This is a genomic window from Bacteroidia bacterium (assembly GCA_019695265.1).
Taxonomy (GTDB): domain Bacteria; phylum Bacteroidota; class Bacteroidia; order JAIBAJ01; family JAIBAJ01; genus JAIBAJ01.
On the sequence record JAIBAJ010000015.1, the window covers coordinates 12,694 to 29,131 of the forward strand.

The window sequence follows — 16,438 nt, forward strand, 5'->3', positions numbered from 1 at the left end:
TATGAAAAATTGGACCTTACCATTTAGCCTTATCCTAGGTTCAGGATCGCCTCGACGCAAACAATTGCTGGAAGGTTTAGGTTTGGAATTTGTTGTTCGGGTAAAACCTACCGACGAATCTTTTCCGCCCCAGCTCCAAGCCCAAGAAATACCCCTTTTTCTTTGCGAACAAAAAGCAATGGCTTTCGAAGCCCGGGAATTGGGCGATTCGGTTTTGATTACTTCCGATACCATCGTTTGGGTGGATAACCGGGTTTTGAATAAGCCCGAAACGGAAGAGGAAGCCATTCAAATGCTGGAAATGCTCTCCGGAAAAATGCATGAAGTGTATACCGGAGTTTGCCTTCGAAGTGCCCATAAACTGGAAAAATTTGCCGTGCTTACCAAAGTTTACTTCAAGCAATTAAGCCCGGATGAAATCCAATATTATGTGAAAAATTACAAACCCCTCGATAAAGCAGGCGCCTATGGTGCACAAGAATGGATGGGTTACGTTGCCATTACTAAGCTGGAAGGCAGTTATTTTAATGTAATGGGTCTCCCTGTTATGGAATTATGGGAAAAGCTTAAGGCGTTTTAGCTCCACTAAAATAGGACAATGGTACGGTGAGTTTGTCAAAAACAAAGTACTGTATAATCACTAAATCATCTTCGTTGGAAAGTTTGCCATACATGCGGTCAACATCGTACATTACTTCTTTGTTGTAGGATGGCATGTTTTGTCCGGGACGTTTTAAATACGACCTAAGTTCTACCTTTTTACCATCTGATTTTACCATTCGGTAAATAGCCAAAGGACTCGATGAAACAATCGAATCTTTTATTTTGGCCTCCGGATAATCGAATGCTTCAAAGTTGATAAATTTCCAGCCGGTCAAATAGTCTTTTAACGCCAATGTATCTACAATGGCCAGGTTTTTTCCGCTTTGCATGGCCTTTATCGCAAAACTATTGGTTGACAAGATATCGATCTGAAACGAATTATCCGGTTTTTGCGGGTATTCAACACTTACACTTTTTATATCCTTAATAGTGTTGTACCTGAAAATTTCCGTATCGCGCCAATCCTTCATACGTGTCATATACCTTGTGCTTAAATATCCATTAAATCCAGGAATATAACATATAAACGGAGTCTCATCTCCTTCTTTTATCATGTATGAACCCAGGTCGTCATGTGCTGCTCCACCTACATAATATACCAAAGCCGGTTCATCTTCATCCTGTGTGTAAATTTCAATTTTTACTGCCCTGGCTGCCATATCTTTTACAATGTTATTGTGCGATTTTTTGGGAACAGGGTTTTTTACTTCCACCAGACGTATGGTTTTTAATAGGGTGTTCATTGCATCAGCCCTAACCGTGTATTTATTTTCAACCATCCATTCGGTGGGGCTTTTTCGGAAAAGAGTGACTTTGTTTCCTTTTTTGTCGGCCAGGAAAATTTTCGTAATCGAACTTGTATCTGAAATGGCAAAGTCGGTGGCTGAAAAACTTCCGGTTTTTTGATTTTTGGTGTACAAAAAGTAAGCAATTCCGGATAAAACAATCAGGATAGCCAGGTAAATCAGGTTTTTCTTCATAATCGGTGCAAAGCTAATTCAAGGATGCAAAGCAACAAGGGCATTATTCCTTAAAAATTGCAATTCAATCCGTGTTTTTATTATTTGGCGGGTCCCATTCGCATAAAATTTTCAATGGTTCCAAAAGTTTCAAGGCTCATGGTCGGGCTATACGTTCCTAGTCCTCGCCCCCCTTGGCTAGCGCCTTCGGGGTTCTGTGGGCTATCCACTTCTATCCCTACCCGAGGGGCCGGTGCAAGTTCCGGGTTTGGGGTTTCATTACAACTGTGGGAAATGAAAATACCCTATTGACCCAACTCAGTCAACCTTCCAACCATAGTTTGAAATACAACAGTTCGGGGTTTGGTCCGGGCAACGATAGAGGCAAGTAGCTCCCGGCAAAGAAGGGCAATGGTGCGTTGGCTGCCGGGACTACAGACGATAGCGTGACCCGACGCCCTTGACTTCGGTTGGAATTTGGCACCCGAACACCTGGCGGAGGGGGCCCGCATCCAAAAAATTAACATCAGAAAACTTTGCGGACAACTTTATACAATCTGCTTTTATCTTCGCCTCATGTTGCCTCAATTTTTTACCACAAAAGAAGAATTTAGACACTGGCTTGAACTCCATCACCTTACTGAAAGTCAGTTACTGGTAGGCTTTTACAAAGTAGGTAGCGGAAAACCCAGCATGACCTGGCCTGAATCGGTTGACCAGGCGCTGTGCTTTGGCTGGATTGACGGCATACGTAAAAACCTGGATGCCAATTCATATTCCATTCGTTTTTCGCCACGTAAGCCCAATAGCGTTTGGAGTCCAACGAATATACGGAAAATGGAGGAACTGAGCCTGGCCGGACTAATGCGGGAACCCGGACTTGCTATTTTTAATAAACGTAGAGCAGATAGCTCCTTGCTTTATTCTTTTGAGCAAAATAATCTCAGTTTGTTACCGGAGTTTGAACTTGCCTTTCAAGCCAATGCTCAAGCCTGGAGCTACTTTCAAAGCCAGCCCAAAAGTTATCGTAAAGTGGCGATTAAGTGGGTAATGACTGCCAAACAAGCCACAACACGCGAAAAAAGGATGCTAACTTTGATACATGATTGTGCCGAAGGACGAAAAATTAAACCCCTGAGTTATTAAGGGTGATTACGAACTTAAAGCTGTGATTGTTGGTCTGGGAATAAAGTATTTTCAAAAAGTATCCTAATTCTGTATGCACCAAGCGCATTTCTATACCTTCGCACTTGCATGAAAAGGGCGGTATTTTTAGTATTGTTTATTGCCATTGGACTCCAATTTTCGAGCTGTTCATTGGTAAGAACCTTGGTGTATTTTCAGCCCAAACTGGAAACCTATAAAGCTTTTCCGGAAGTAAAGATTAAGGCTTCTGAACAGCCCTTTCGTTTTTCTGAAGTTAAGGATTTGAACAGGTTAGGTAAAACAATGCAGCTTAATAACCGAAAACTGAATTCTAAGGTTGTAAATTTGGAAGAGTTGCTTGATAAGGGACCTACGGCATCTTTTCTGATTATTCGAAACGATACCATTTTGTATGAATACTACAAGAATGAAATGCCGATGGAAGGTGTGGTAACCACTTTCTCGGTGGCTAAATCGTTCGTTGCTACATTGTTAGGCATTGCAATCGAAGAAGGCAAAATTTCTGGAATTGATGAACCTATTACCACTTTTTTTCCTGAATTGGGTAAAAAGTCCCCGGCTTTAAAATCGGTAACCCTAGCCCACCTTTTGAAAATGAAAAGTGGGATGAAGCAGGCCAATCCAATCGCTTTGTATTATGGAAATAACTTGAAGCATCACATGAAGAAAAGCAGGTATAAATTAAAACCTGATTCAGTGTTTGCTTATGACAATGCCAATACACAATTGCTTGGAATGGCTATTGAACGAGCCACCGGAAAGCCCTTGTACCAATACATGGAAGAGAAACTTTGGAAACCCTTGGGAGCCGAATACGATATTACCTGGAGTGTTGACAATAATCGGGATAAACAGGTAAAGGCATTTTGTTGCCTCAATGGCCGAACCAGAGATTTTGCTAAATTTGGTAGGTTGTATTTAAATAAAGGCAATTGGAATGGTAAACAACTGGTACCCGAGGCCTGGGTTAAATTAACCGCTATGCATGACCCCAATTCCTATTCGGTGTCGAGGTATAAAATGCATTGGTGGTTGGGAAATCAGGATGTTGGTTCATTTTATGCCAATGGTATGTACAACCAATATATTTGGGTTTACCCAAGGAAAAACATTGTTATTTGTCGTTTTTCGGATATTAATCGCGAAACGGATGGGTACTGGCAGGATATTTTTAATGAAATAGTAGATCAATTATAAGCATGAACTTTTTATACAACGAACTGCAAGAGCTGCAGAGCATGGAAGGCAAAACTCTGGATACTGTTTTCTACCAAATTTGGCGGAACCGTGCTAATCCTTCCAAACCCTTCGACTTCATTGATAAAATAGAGTTTGTATTTCGGGACAGTCCATCTGTATTGTTAGGTGTAAGTGAAGATGCTTTAGGGATTACCGTAAATAATCAGGGCGATGATACCGAGAAGTTAAAGCAGGATTTAATGAATGAGTTTCAGGGCAAAATAACCATGCATGTGGTTAATATGAATGAAACTGATTTATGGTCACCTGCGGTTGGACAGGTTTTTAGTCATGTTAAACTGGAAAAACTTTCGAATGGAACCTATAGCAACGAGGCGATTTTACTCGAGTTTTCAAACAAACACATGGTGGAAGTTCGCTACCTGGACGACGGCTTAATAGCAGAGTTTTATGAAGAGGTTTAGCTAACTTTTTCAGTTAAGAACTCATAGCTTTGGATTAAAACCGTAGAATAACTCCAAGTGTGTAATAAGCACCTGTTTTGTATGATTGTTGTTGCTGATCGGTTTTGCGGCTTAATTTACCATCACCATTGGCATCCTGGAGCAATAAGAAGGATTGGTTAAGGATGTTTTGGATAGCCAGACGAATTTCGAGGTGACGCTTAAAGAAGTTTTTAGAAACGCTTAAATCGAGCGTGTTTCGAGGCATTTCATAAATGTCAGGTGTTCCAAAGGTTCCTACTACCCGAATTCGCGGACCCATAACATTGTACAACAAACTGGCACTTAAACCCAAACTGTCGTTTTGGTAGTAAATTCCAGCGTTGATGATGTAAGGTGATTGTCCCATCATCGGACGTGTGCGGCTTTGTCCGGCAGAATTGGCTCCTAAATCAACTTGCGATTTAATATAAGCACCATTAGCAACCAAGGCAAAATCTTTGATAAAGGTAGTTTCAGATATGAATCTCAAGCTTTTCTTTAGTTCAACCTCTACTCCGTAACTAACAGCCGATTCGGCATTTCGGAAAGAGAAGTTTCTGGTTCCTCCCGATCCGGTACCGGGAACGAAATAGGTCTCAATCGGGTTGATGAACTTTTTATAAAAAAAGCCTACATTAATTAATTCTCCTTGTTCAGGGTACCACTCCCAACGTGCATCCAGGTTGTGAATGGTTGGGGTTTTCAGGCTATCGTTACCGTAAATAACATTGTTAAAGTTGAAATCATAAAAGGCATAAGGGGCCAATTCTCTGAACTCGGGGCGGTTAACAGTTTTACCATATGCAAGTCGCACCAACATGGTTTTGGTCAGGTTTATGGATAAATTTACGGATGGTAATACACTTACGATGTGTTTGTCGATGTCCAGTGGTTTTTCGGTAATATCTTTGGAATGCAAGGTTTGGCGGTTGTTTTCAATTCTCACTCCACCATACAAAGTACCATACTTTGCCAATGGGATTTCAAGTGCTACATAGGAAGCATATAATTCGTTTCTGGCAGTGTAGCTATCGCTTCCTTTGGTGTCTTCGGTAATTTTTAAGCCATTGCTTGAGTTGATATTGGTGTCGGCAAACAAGCTATCGAAAGGTTGTGTATACAATCCATAGTTTTGGTAAGTTGCAAACCCGGCTGCAGCATAACCCAAGTTACGAGCCGAGAAGGTACGATTTTTAATTTCCCCATAAAAACCTGCCTTTACATGTGGAACAAAAACATCCGATACCGGAATTTTCTGATCCAGGTTCACATTAGCAGTTTGAATAGATTCGTTCAAATCAAAAAACAAGCGGCCCAAGAAAAATGGAGTAGCGGTAAAAGGTATATAAGTTCTAAATGGAACTGAATCGGGCTCTGAAATACCCTTGCTGGTTCTTACCCTTCTCCAATCCGGGTCTTTTCTTACCGAGCGGCTGTAGGCCAAGGTCCAATCGATGGTCGTTAATTCATGGAAGAATTTATGGGTACCTCCCAATTGTCCGGTATAAATGGAACGGTTGAAATAGCGGTAAGAATACTCTCTTCGCACTTCACCTTCTTCTAAGTTACGACCTTCACGAATGGTAGTTGTATTGTTTCCGATTTGGTTAAAAATATTTTTGAATTCGATTTTGTGGTTGGTTCCAAACCCAAAACTCCAATTGTGCAGAATGCCTTCCCTTACTTGGTTGATATAGGTTTTGTCTTGATAGTCGAAAATGGTATCTGACTTTTGTGCTAAACTGTCATAGGCGTTGTAGTCGGTACGGCGGCTGTTGTAATAAAGATGGGTATTGGAATAATTGAGAGCGGTGATATGTCCGATTTTAATTTTATCTCCAATGTTAAATCTGCGAATAAACTCCAGGTTAAATCGTAAATCCGGATTGGCTTTTTGTGCTACAGTGCTCCAATTGTTCGATAATTCTCTTCCAAGTTGAGTCAATTGGTTTTGTCCTTCTTTGTTGTCAATGGTGTTGAGATTGGCAGGGAAATTATCGGGGAGGCTTCGTCCGCCATCATCAAAACCAAGCCATTCGGTTTTTCCGCTTTTATTTACCAGGAATTCGTTAAAGGTGGTTCCTGCGCGGTATGAACCTGAAAATCCAACTTTCACTTCATTCTTTTCGGGTGCAGTTTTGGTGAAAACTTTTATAACACCACCTGCAAATTCACCGGGAAGTTCCGGAGCAGGGGTTTTATAAATTAGCATTCGGTCAATCAATGAACTGGGAACCATGTCAAAAGCAAAGGCTTTTACATCGGTTTCCACCGATGGTGATGTGGTATTGTTAAGCCAAACCATGTTGTAACGCTCCGATAAACCGCGAATATTCACATAGCGATCATCAATAATCGTTACACCAGGTATACGCTTGATGATTTCTCCTGCATCTCTGTCTTGGCCTTTTGCAATTTGCTCACTACCTATACCGCTTACGATTTGTTGGGCCTGGCGGATTTCCGCAACCACTGCTTTTTCGGTATTTCTAACTCTTTCGGCTTGAACTACTGCAGTAGCAAGTGTTTTTTTGTCTGTTTTTAAGGTGAAATTCAATACCAGGTTTTCTCCGGGTTTAATCTGAACTTTTTGAGCTGAAGGTTGATACCCTACAAAGCTGGCAACAATTTCGTAGGTACCTGCAGGAATGTTAAATTGGTAATTTCCATCAAAATCAGTGGTAGCCCCTAAACTGGTATTCGGTATGCTTACGTTGGCGAAAGGAATAGGTGTTTCAACGCCATTCAGTACTTCGATAACTTTTCCACTCACATTGGCACTGAATTGATCCGTATTGGAAAATGCCGAAAAGGAAAGGAAAATTAATGCAACAAAAGCAAAAAGGGTATAAAGTTTTGACATGGTTATTTTGTTGCTGCAAAACAACATTTCTAACCCTATCTCATTATTTCGCCAAGGTTAAGTTTGTGTTAACTTGGCTTATTCAACATAAACGACCAATCCCTTCAAATATTCACCTTCCGGATGGAAAATGGAAACCGGATGGTCGGCTGGCTGCCGCAGCCGGTGAAGGATTCGTACCGAACGTTTAGCTTCTATTGCTGCTGCTCTTACTGCTCCTTCAAATGCATCTGCATCAACCACCTGTGAACATGAAAATGTAAAAACTAAACCTTTTGGTAAAATTCGCTTAAAGGTAGCCTCGTTAAGTCGCTTGTAGGCCATGAGGGCATGGTGACGGTTTTTGATGTTTTTTGCAAAGGCCGGAGGGTCTAGAATAACAATATCAAAGTCAAAGTTTGCATCCTTGATATATTCCATAACATCTTCAGTTAAACTCTCATGCCTGGATGCCCGGATTTTATTTAGTTCTAAATTCTTTTCCAAGAGGTCCATGGCTCGTTTGGATGAGTCAACCGAACACACCAAACTGGCTCCATTTTGTAAGGCATACATGGAAAATCCACCGGTGTAGCAAAAGGTGTTCAAAACTCTCTTTCCCTTTGAATATGCACCTAAAAGTGCCCGATTTTCGCGCTGGTCGATAAAAAATCCGGTTTTTTGTCCTTGTATAAAATCTACCTGAAAACGAATCCCATTCTCAAAGTACTCCTCCTCCTTCAAGTCGCCTATTAAAAATCCATCCTCTACATCCAATCCTATTTTGCCAGGCAACGTATCCTTGCTCTTGGAATAAACCTGGGTAATGTTTCCTTCGCCTGCTTTTAGTAATGCCTGGGCAATAATTTTTCTGTCCTTGAACATACCCATCGAATGGGCTTGAAGTACCGCAGTACTACCATAAATGTCAACAATAAGTCCCGGTAATCCATCCCCTTCTCCATGTGCCAATCGATAAATATTGGTTGGGCCATCCTTTGGAAACAAAGACTTACGAAGGGAATAAGCCTTACTTAATTGCTCCGTATAAAATTGCTCCAAATCCGGAATAGGCTTAAAATCAAGGATTCGGGCAACAATGCTACCATCGTTGTAGTGGGCTGTGGCTAAAAACTGGTTTCTTGATGAGTAAATTTCACAAAGGGTTCCGTCTTTTAAACCCAATCCGGTTTTTACTGCACCTGAAAATACCCATCGGTGAAACCTCAACAGGGATTGTTCTTTGTTCGGATGAAGGATGAGAGCTGGTGTGGACATGCGCTGCAAAGAACGGCATTAAATCCTTTGGCCCCTCATTAATTCATTGGTACATCAATTATTACCAACTCACTGTCTTTTCCGGCAAGCAAGTTCACGTTTTCCACTTCCCAAATCCCCATACTATCCCGGGTGTTAAGTTCCATGTCTCCAATTTTAACCTGTCCTTGAATCACAAAAACCCACAAACCATTGCCCTGTTTTTTCATAGAATAATTCAAACTCATTCCGTGGTCCAGGTTGGTTAAAGAGAACCAAACGTCTTGATTTACCCACAAAGATCCATCTTCCTGGTTTGGCGACACAACCGTTTGAACCTTGTTTTTTCGTCCTTCTGCTGCAAATTGGGCCTGCCCATATCTAGGTTCAATATTTCTTAATTTCGGAAACACCCAAATCTGAAGCAAGTTGGTTGTTTCGCCTTTGTTCGGATTAAATTCGGAGTGAGTTATTCCACTTCCTGCACTCATTATTTGAACTTCTCCGTGCTTAATTACCGAGGTATTTCCCATGCTGTCGCGGTGTTGAAGGTCTCCTTTCAATGGAATGGAAACAATCTCCATGTTATCGTGCGGATGGGTTCCAAATCCCATTCCGGGGGCAATAAGATCGTCGTTAAATACCCGAAGTAGTCCAAAATTCATTTGGTCGGGGTTGTAAAAATGGGCAAAACTAAAGGTATGGTGGGCATCTAACCAGCCATGGTTGGCATGGCCGCGCTCATTGGATTTAATAATAGTTGTTTTCATGGTAAAAATGTTGAAGCAAAGGTAGATGCCTGCATTGGTATAGAAACAGGATAAAAACTGAAAAGTGTGGGAGTTTTAGATTGGTTTTTGTTTTAATGATGCGGGCCCTTTTGCTATGAAAGTATGGCCTTTCCCAAAATGGACTGCAAGCAAAAGGCCGGGCTATTCGTTTCAAGTCCTCGCCGCCCTTGGCTATCGCCGCGGGCGTCTGTGGGCTTTCCACTGCTATCCCTGCCCGAAGCAACCCCAATCAGTTGTGCATGAAAATTCTATTTCCCCGGTACCAACAATAAATTACGTTTAAATATTCAAGGATTTGATTTCTCTCTTTCCCTATTTATTGCTTTATTACTTTTTGATGGATAATTTTCCCTCCCTTTGTTTCGAAGGTGATTATGTATAATCCTGCAGGTAAACTAATTGATTCCATTGATTTACTGGACAGGCTAATATTTTTGCCTGACACATCCGAAATTCTCAATGACTTCACTTGCTCATTCTGACCAATTACAAGGCTTTCCTGTTGAAAATAGGCATACGGAATAAAATCCTCTATTGTATTTACCGAGTTAGGTTGTGGGTTAAAATTAAAGGTAAATGTTTGGTCAAACTTGCACGAGTCGATCGTTAAAGGACTTAAGTTTTTCATCCAAAGTTCAAAGCTTGCACTTGCATTGGGTGCTAAAGCCTGGGTTTGGTCAAAAAATACCTGCGCAATAGAAGTGCTGTCAATATTCCACGACGATGCAAATACAATCCATACATCGCCGCTAGGATTTAAAACCAATCCGTCGGGTAGGGGAGTAATAGGAACTAACTTGGCCTGAGGGTAAGCATAATTGCTGGAAGTGGTATTTTTAATCGGAATTCCTAAATAATAGTCGCCAAACGAAATCCCTCCGGAACTTTGATAAGTAATTAAATTTTCAAAGTATTCAAAAGGTTGATCAGTGCAGGAAACGGTTTGAGCTTGAGCTTGAAATCTAGGTATCCAAAGCAACAAAGAAAGAAAGTATAGTTTTTTCATAAGTAAGATGGTTTTGTAAATATACATTTTTTTTTGTTTGGCGGAGAGAGAGGGATTACTACGTGAACCCTGGTTGGGGGGCATCAAACAAAAAAACCGCTCGTGACCTCGCTTGGTTTTTTTATTTCCACTCCTCACTCAATCCCTGGCGGGCTTGGTTCGGGTTGGAAATAAAAAAACCAACCCTCCGGGCTGGTTTTTTTTGTTTGGCGGAGAGAGAGGGATTACTACGTGAACCCTGGTTGGGGAGGCATCAAATAAAAAAACCGCTCGTGACCTCGCTTGGTTTTTTTATTTCCACTCCTCACTCAATCCCTGGCGGGCTTGGTTCGGGTTGGAAATAAAAAAACCAACCCTCCGGGCTGGTTTTTTTTGTTTGGCGGAGAGAGAGGGATTACTAACGTGAACCCTGGTTGGGGGGCATCAAACAAAAAAAACGCTCGTGACCTCGCTTGGTTTTTTTATTTCCACTCCTCACTCAATCCCTGGCGGGCTTGGTTCGGGTTGGAAATAAAAAAACCAACCCTCCGGGCTGGTTTATTTTGTTTGGCGGAGAGAGAGGGATTACTTACGTGAACCCTGGTTGGGGGGCATCAAACAAAAAAACCGCTCGTGACCTCGCTTGGTTTTTTTTATTTCCACTCCTCACTCAATCCCTGGCGGGCTTGGTTCGGGTTGGAAATAAAAAAACCAACCCTAGGGGCTGGTTTTTTTGTTTGGCGGAGAGAGAGGGATTCGAACCCCCGGTACCTTTCGGCACAACGGTTTTCAAGACCGCCGCATTAGACCGCTCTGCCATCTCTCCGGGGGCAAAAGTAGAAGAAAAGCCTTTCCAACAAACATTCAGAGCTACTTTTTTTATTTTGGATTAAATTATTGGAAAACAATGCGTTATGTTTTTTTGTATTCTCTATTTTGGCTAGTTCATCCTGGGTGCAACAACAAAAGAGGTAGATAAGATGCCATAGAACTGCAATTTATTTCAGGATTTGGTCCAACTATTTTAGGTAAATAAACTACCTTTACCCTATGTTTTCAAAACTGCTAAAAAGCCTCATAATCTTGGCTCTTCCAATTGGAGTTAATGCTCAAATTTATGCAGAAGCCAATTTTCTGCAATTTGCAGCACCTAAAACTGGCACCTACCTGGAAACCATTTTATCTATCGATGCTGGATCCCTGGTTTCCATTTCTCAGCCTGATTCATCCTTTTCTAGAGGAGCAGGTATTGGTATGCTTATCTTAAATAAAAAAACAAATCAATTTGTTTTTGCCGATAAATACACCTTGATGGCACCTAAAACCAAGGATTCAATTTATCCTTACATGGTCTTGGATGTTAGACGAATTCCGCTGAAAAATGGAGAATATGAGGCTCAATTATTTATTTCTGACCTCCATAATCCAAAAGACACTCTTAAAACCAAACAAACTATTCAAATAGAGCAAAATAGACAGGAAACTTTCTTGAGTGATATTCTGCTTGTTGAAAGCATGAAACCGACCACCGGCGCAACTAAACTTACCAAAAGTGGATACGATATAATACCATTTACCGGAGCTTTCTACCCTAAAACTATTTCAACCTTGACCTTCTATGTGGAAGCCATGTTCAATGAAGCTTTACTTTCTCTTCCCGATAAAAATATTGTATTCCAATTCTTTATCGAAAACGCAGATTCTAAAAGCGTAGTAGAAGGCTTTTCCGGTTTTTCAAGACAAGAAATTAAAGAAGTAAATATGTTGTGCAAAGAGGTAGATATCCAAAATTTAGGTTCCGGAAATTACAATTTGGTTATACAAGTTAAAAATGTGAAGAATGAAATTTTGGCTGCCAAATCAACCTTTTTCCAACGAAGCAATCCTGCTGTAAAATCCCTCAATTCCGATTTTCAAGAAATTGCCGGTAATTTCGACTATACCACTTCTAATATTTCCCAAAGTTTTGTCGATACGTTTACCAATGTTTCTCTACTGGCTGATTGTATCAAATCCCTTTATCCAATTTCTACCAACATGGAACAATTGTTTCAGCGCAATCAATTGAATTTGGGTAATTTAGAGCTAATGAAACACTATATGTTGGCGTTTTGGGAATCTCGCGATAAGCAAAATCCGGATAAAGCTTGGGCTGATTACTTTGAGCGTGTTAGAGTAGTGGTGAAAAATTATAGTACTCAAATACAACGAGGTTATGATACCGATAGAGGAAGGGTTTATTTGCAATATGGTGCTCCCAATACCATGGATATCCGGAGGTTTGAGCCGAACTCCTATCCTTATGAAATTTGGCATTATTACCAAATTCCTAATACAGCAACTACCAAACAGCAATCCAATAAAAAGTTTGTATTTTATGCTCAAGATCGTTCTACCAATGATTATAAATTGTTGCATTCCACAGCCATTGGTGAAATTTATGATCAACGCTGGCAAATGCGCCTAAATGCCAGAAGCGATCAAAGCCGCAACCTGGATTATACTCAACCAATCGATGAACAAGGAAGTGGAATAAATAGTCGATTCGGTTCTAGTGCCAACGATTTATTTAATAATCCTCGCTAAAAGTTGTAGTTCTTATATAGTTGAATACAACTACTAAATTAGAAGTAGGTGGCAATGGAGTAATAAATCGGAAATCCTAAGGTAATATTCATCGGAAACGTCAAAGCCAAAGGCATCGGTAAGTATAATCCCGGATCTGCTTTTGGGTTGGCAATTTTCATGGCTGCCGGAACAGCTATATAAGATGCACTTGCTGCTAATACCGCTAAAATAAACCTATTGGCAATCGATTCAACAAAATAATTGGCCAAATAGGCCATCAAGCATCCATTTAGCAATGGAATAATTAAAGCGAAAAGCAAAGGAAAGCTACCATAGGAAAACATAGAGTTTAACTTCCTGCCACTCATAATTCCCATATCAAGTAAAAAAATAGCCAGAAATCCTTTAAAAATATCATTGGTGAATGGTTTTATGCCTTCCGCATGCTTGGTGGTGGTAATGAACCCAATTAGCAAACTACCAATAATAAGCAAAACAGAACCATTGGTCATAGCGTGTGACAATGTTTTGCTCTTGTTATTGTTTACTTCATTCTCTTGCTTGGAATAAAGAGAAACCATTAATAACCCAACAATAATTGCAGGTGATTCCATTAAGGCCATTACAGCAACCATATGTCCTTCTAAATGTTGTCCAAGTCCTTCCAGGTAAGCGGAAGCAGTTACAAATGTTACTGCACTTACCGAGCCATAAGAAGCCGCAATTGCTCCGGCATCGTGTAGCTTAAGCTTAGTTTTAAGAAGATAAAATGTGTAATAGGGTATAAGTATGGAAGAGGAAAGTCCTAGAATGAAACAATATAAAATTTCCCGGTCTATGGTCTCATGTGATAATTCCTGTCCTCCTTTAAAACCAATGGAGAAAAGTAAGTAAATAGAAATGAATTTGGATGAATTGGAAGGGATTTCCAAATCGCTCCTGAGGTAAACAGCAATAATACCTAATACAAAAAATAATAGGGCAGGATTGGTTAAGTTGTCGCTAAGCAGTTGAAAATTCATTTTAATTTATGGGTTACAGTTTTGGCAATACATAGGATCAATATTTTCCTTGCCATTAGGGTACAGTATGGTTTTAGAATTTCCGCAGGTTTTACATTGGTATAAATGAGAAATAGCAAATTCGCTCGGCCATTGACAAATTGAACAGGGTAGGCCTTTTTGAATGGAACTAACTTCAAATCCGGGGGTTTGGCAATACGGACAAAGGGAGTTTATTTTGGAAATTAGGTTCTGGGTTGCTAAACCTATATTCTTCATCCTGGTCGGATTTAGGTGGGCCCGCATATCGGTTTCTGCCCAAACCTTTCCATATCTGGATTTTAAACGAATAAAGTTATCTGATAGACTTTGATGGTCTTGAATTCCTTTAACAATTTCCTTAACTTCCTTTTCTGCTATTCTCAATATAATAGCATGAGAAGGAAAGGTAATTCTATCGGCAAATTTTTCCAGTTCTTCCAGTGTGCTCAGATACTGTCCATGGAAATTGGTTTCCAACGTAAGGGAACTTCCAACAAAGGTCCAATTGTTTTTTAAATCAATTAAACAAACCAATTCTTCATTGCATGGAACAAAGGGTATTATGGGATGTGGTCCAAAAGATCCTTCACTTGCAAAACCTAAATCATGGTTTCCCCGATTTAGTCCAAATTTGCATTTTTCCACAACTGTATTTTTGGGTGAGTTTTTTCGTTCAATCTCACCTGAAAAGTTTCCAAAAATGTCAGTATCTACCTCATTGTTGACTTCAACCAGAATGCCCAGTGATTCTTTGGCCAAGGGAGCTATTACTTTTTCTTTGCAATGTTTGGAAGTAAGCAAGGCCTTTCTACCTTCAAAAAGTTGCCTGGCAGACATAATTTGAGCCATGCTATTCCTGATTGAGTTTAAGGAAACTATTGGCTAGAAGCAAGCTAATCAATCCTAAACTCCCAAACAATTGATTGTCAGTTTCTTTTGTTAGGAAGCTTAGGCATAAAGCGCATAAACCAATGGCAAAAAGGACTGGAAATAAAATTTGGTTAGATAGATCTTCCCACCAATCGGTTAAATTATTGGCCTTGTCCCAACGAATAAGCCGGTTTCCCATCAAAACTGTATAAATTTTCAGTTTTAATGACATCCAAATTGTTTTCATAAGCATTTTGTAAAAGATGAATAAGGTCTTTATTGTTTAACTTATTGGCATTTTTAGATTTAAATCGACATCTCCAATGGTCGGTGCAGAATGTTTCTTTAAATCCATTTGGCCAAACTTTAATTCCTCGGTTTGTAATCATCGATAAACTAACATGTTCGTTGGTGATGTTTCCGGCTAGTTTGGCTAACTCATTCGGATCCATTCCTCTCCATTGTATAAAAATATCTACACCTTCAAGTTGCTTGTTCTTGGGCTTAGAGCGTTGATACTTATGGATTTGTAAGGTGTCTTGAACAGAGAATTCAACAGGTTTTAGTTTGTTTGGTATTTTTCCTAGGTTGTCGATAAGTGCATGGGTGAATTCAATTGTTCCAACTAGTTTTTTACTAACTCCCGGTTTGAAAATGTCCTTAGTATGTATACCTTCTTCAATGGTTTTGAGCCAGGCATTTTGAATTTTTTCCGCCGTTTTATGTTCGCCTAGATGGGTTAACATGAGCACTGCGCCTTGAATTAATCCGGAGGGATTTGCCAGGTTTTTTCCTGCTATATCGGGCGCGGATCCATGAATGGCTTCGAACATGGCACACTCTTCACCAATATTGGCTGAACCAGCAAGTCCAACGGATCCTGTAATTTGAGCAGCAACGTCGGAAAGTATATCTCCATAGAGGTTAGGCATTACGATTACATCAAATTTTTCAGGTGTATCGGCCATTAATGCTGCACCTATATCAATTATCCAATGTTCGTTTTCTATGGTAGGGTAATCCTTGGCAACTTCATTGAATACCGAGTGAAATAAACCATCGGTTTGCTTCATGATGTTGTCCTTGGTAAAACAACTTACTTTTTTTCTTTTGTTTATTCTGGCATATTCAAATGCGTAACGAATTATCTTCTCACAGCCCGGTCTGGAAATGAGTTTTAAACATTGCACTACTTCATCTGTTTGTTGGTGTTCTATTCCTGCATACAGGTCTTCTTCATTTTCACGAATGATAACTAAATCCATCTGTTGATGCTTGGTCTCAACAAATGGATGAAGGCTAAAGCAGGGTCTTACATTGGCAAATAGGCCTAAAAATTTCCTGGTTGATACATTTAAACTTTTATAACCTCCTCCTTGTGGCGTGGTAATCGGTCCTTTCAGGAAAATTTTATTTTTTCGAATTGTTTCCCATGAGTCCTGACTAATACCGGAGAGGTTTCCATCTAAATAAACTTTTTCTCCTACCTCAATTTCTTCGTATTTGAGATTGGCTCCTGCCGCTTCTAAAATGGACAGGGTTGCATTCATAATCTCAGGTCCAATTCCATCCCCTTTGGCAATCGTTATCGTTTTCATGTGAATTATTTTTGCAAAGGTGCTATGGTTTATTATTAGTATTTATTTATATTTGTTATATTTTATATAA

13 protein-coding genes and 1 tRNA gene are annotated in these 16,438 nt (G+C 40.1%); 5 read left to right on the forward strand and 9 right to left on the reverse strand.

Annotation, left to right across the window (positions count from 1 at the left end; translation table 11 throughout):
* Position 1 precedes the first annotated feature (1 nt).
* Positions 2-580 (forward strand): Maf family nucleotide pyrophosphatase, encoded by a 579-nt coding sequence (locus K1X82_04090; protein ID MBX7181272.1) that lies wholly within the window; start codon positions 2-4, stop codon positions 578-580.
* Here the strand turns inward: K1X82_04090 and K1X82_04095 are convergent.
* Positions 567-1,583: a DUF4340 domain-containing protein gene (locus tag K1X82_04095; GenBank protein MBX7181273.1), complete on the reverse strand. Its 1,017-nt coding sequence runs from the start codon at positions 1,581-1,583 to the stop codon at positions 567-569. The genes K1X82_04090 and K1X82_04095 overlap by 14 nt on opposite strands.
* A gap of 555 nt (positions 1,584-2,138) precedes the next feature.
* Here K1X82_04095 and K1X82_04100 point away from each other — a divergent pair.
* The 3 genes from K1X82_04100 (at position 2,139) to K1X82_04110 (ending at position 4,393) form a co-directional block, all read left to right on the forward strand.
* Positions 2,139-2,708, forward strand: a complete 570-nt coding sequence (locus K1X82_04100) for a YdeI/OmpD-associated family protein (protein ID MBX7181274.1) — start codon at positions 2,139-2,141, stop codon at positions 2,706-2,708.
* 108 nt (positions 2,709-2,816) lie between these two features.
* Complete coding sequence (locus K1X82_04105; protein ID MBX7181275.1) at positions 2,817-3,926, forward strand: beta-lactamase family protein; 1,110 nt, start codon at positions 2,817-2,819, stop codon at positions 3,924-3,926.
* 2 nt (positions 3,927-3,928) lie between these two features.
* Positions 3,929-4,393: a hypothetical protein gene (locus K1X82_04110; GenBank protein MBX7181276.1), complete on the forward strand. Its 465-nt coding sequence runs from the start codon at positions 3,929-3,931 to the stop codon at positions 4,391-4,393.
* 34 nt (positions 4,394-4,427) lie between these two features.
* Here K1X82_04110 and K1X82_04115 read toward each other — a convergent pair whose 3' ends face one another.
* From K1X82_04115 to K1X82_04135, 5 genes are all read right to left on the reverse strand, one after another.
* Positions 4,428-7,277: an outer membrane beta-barrel protein gene (locus K1X82_04115; protein ID MBX7181277.1), complete on the reverse strand. Its 2,850-nt coding sequence runs from the start codon at positions 7,275-7,277 to the stop codon at positions 4,428-4,430.
* 78 nt (positions 7,278-7,355) lie between these two features.
* The gene (locus K1X82_04120; protein MBX7181278.1) at positions 7,356-8,534 is read right to left on the reverse strand and encodes a class I SAM-dependent rRNA methyltransferase; all 1,179 of its coding nucleotides are present in this window, start codon (positions 8,532-8,534) and stop codon (positions 7,356-7,358) included.
* Positions 8,535-8,572: 38 nt separating this feature from the next.
* Positions 8,573-9,283 (reverse strand): pirin family protein, encoded by a 711-nt coding sequence (locus K1X82_04125; protein MBX7181279.1) that lies wholly within the window; start codon positions 9,281-9,283, stop codon positions 8,573-8,575.
* 337 nt (positions 9,284-9,620) lie between these two features.
* On the reverse strand, positions 9,621-10,310 hold the full coding sequence (locus K1X82_04130) for a T9SS type A sorting domain-containing protein (protein ID MBX7181280.1): 690 nt from the start codon (positions 10,308-10,310) through the stop codon (positions 9,621-9,623).
* A gap of 717 nt (positions 10,311-11,027) precedes the next feature.
* A tRNA-Ser gene (locus K1X82_04135) sits at positions 11,028-11,115 on the reverse strand.
* 224 nt (positions 11,116-11,339) lie between these two features.
* On the opposite strand from K1X82_04135, the gene K1X82_04140 reads away from it, so the two are divergent.
* Positions 11,340-12,875, forward strand: a complete 1,536-nt coding sequence (locus tag K1X82_04140) for a GWxTD domain-containing protein (GenBank protein MBX7181281.1) — start codon at positions 11,340-11,342, stop codon at positions 12,873-12,875.
* Between the two features lie 38 nt (positions 12,876-12,913).
* Here the strand turns inward: K1X82_04140 and K1X82_04145 are convergent, their stop codons facing one another.
* The 3 genes from K1X82_04145 to K1X82_04155 all read right to left on the reverse strand — a co-directional run bounded on the left by K1X82_04145 (position 12,914) and on the right by K1X82_04155 (position 16,368).
* Positions 12,914-13,879: a sodium-dependent bicarbonate transport family permease gene (locus K1X82_04145; GenBank protein ID MBX7181282.1), complete on the reverse strand. Its 966-nt coding sequence runs from the start codon at positions 13,877-13,879 to the stop codon at positions 12,914-12,916.
* Positions 13,880-13,885: 6 nt separating this feature from the next.
* A complete protein-coding gene (locus K1X82_04150) occupies positions 13,886-14,749 on the reverse strand; it encodes a hypothetical protein (protein ID MBX7181283.1) in 864 nt (287 codons plus the stop codon).
* 182 nt (positions 14,750-14,931) lie between these two features.
* A complete protein-coding gene (locus K1X82_04155) occupies positions 14,932-16,368 on the reverse strand; it encodes an NADP-dependent isocitrate dehydrogenase (protein MBX7181284.1) in 1,437 nt (478 codons plus the stop codon).
* Between the last annotated feature and the right edge of the window lie 70 nt (positions 16,369-16,438).

What these genes read in the sequence shown, in the direction of transcription:
- K1X82_04090 (MBX7181272.1), top strand. Translation starts at nt 2, where the DNA reads ATGAAAAATTGGACCTTACCATTTAGCCTTATCCTAGGTTCAGGATCG.
- K1X82_04095 (MBX7181273.1), bottom strand. Translation starts at nt 1,583, where the DNA reads ATGAAGAAAAACCTGATTTACCTGGCTATCCTGATTGTTTTATCCGGA.
- K1X82_04100 (MBX7181274.1), top strand. Translation starts at nt 2,139, where the DNA reads ATGTTGCCTCAATTTTTTACCACAAAAGAAGAATTTAGACACTGGCTT.
- K1X82_04105 (MBX7181275.1), top strand. Translation starts at nt 2,817, where the DNA reads ATGAAAAGGGCGGTATTTTTAGTATTGTTTATTGCCATTGGACTCCAA.
- K1X82_04110 (MBX7181276.1), top strand. Translation starts at nt 3,929, where the DNA reads ATGAACTTTTTATACAACGAACTGCAAGAGCTGCAGAGCATGGAAGGC.
- K1X82_04115 (MBX7181277.1), bottom strand. Translation starts at nt 7,277, where the DNA reads ATGTCAAAACTTTATACCCTTTTTGCTTTTGTTGCATTAATTTTCCTT.
- K1X82_04120 (MBX7181278.1), bottom strand. Translation starts at nt 8,534, where the DNA reads ATGTCCACACCAGCTCTCATCCTTCATCCGAACAAAGAACAATCCCTG.
- K1X82_04125 (MBX7181279.1), bottom strand. Translation starts at nt 9,283, where the DNA reads ATGAAAACAACTATTATTAAATCCAATGAGCGCGGCCATGCCAACCAT.
- K1X82_04130 (MBX7181280.1), bottom strand. Translation starts at nt 10,310, where the DNA reads ATGAAAAAACTATACTTTCTTTCTTTGTTGCTTTGGATACCTAGATTT.
- K1X82_04140 (MBX7181281.1), top strand. Translation starts at nt 11,340, where the DNA reads ATGTTTTCAAAACTGCTAAAAAGCCTCATAATCTTGGCTCTTCCAATT.
- K1X82_04145 (MBX7181282.1), bottom strand. Translation starts at nt 13,879, where the DNA reads ATGAATTTTCAACTGCTTAGCGACAACTTAACCAATCCTGCCCTATTA.
- K1X82_04150 (MBX7181283.1), bottom strand. Translation starts at nt 14,749, where the DNA reads ATGGCTCAAATTATGTCTGCCAGGCAACTTTTTGAAGGTAGAAAGGCC.
- K1X82_04155 (MBX7181284.1), bottom strand. Translation starts at nt 16,368, where the DNA reads ATGAAAACGATAACGATTGCCAAAGGGGATGGAATTGGACCTGAGATT.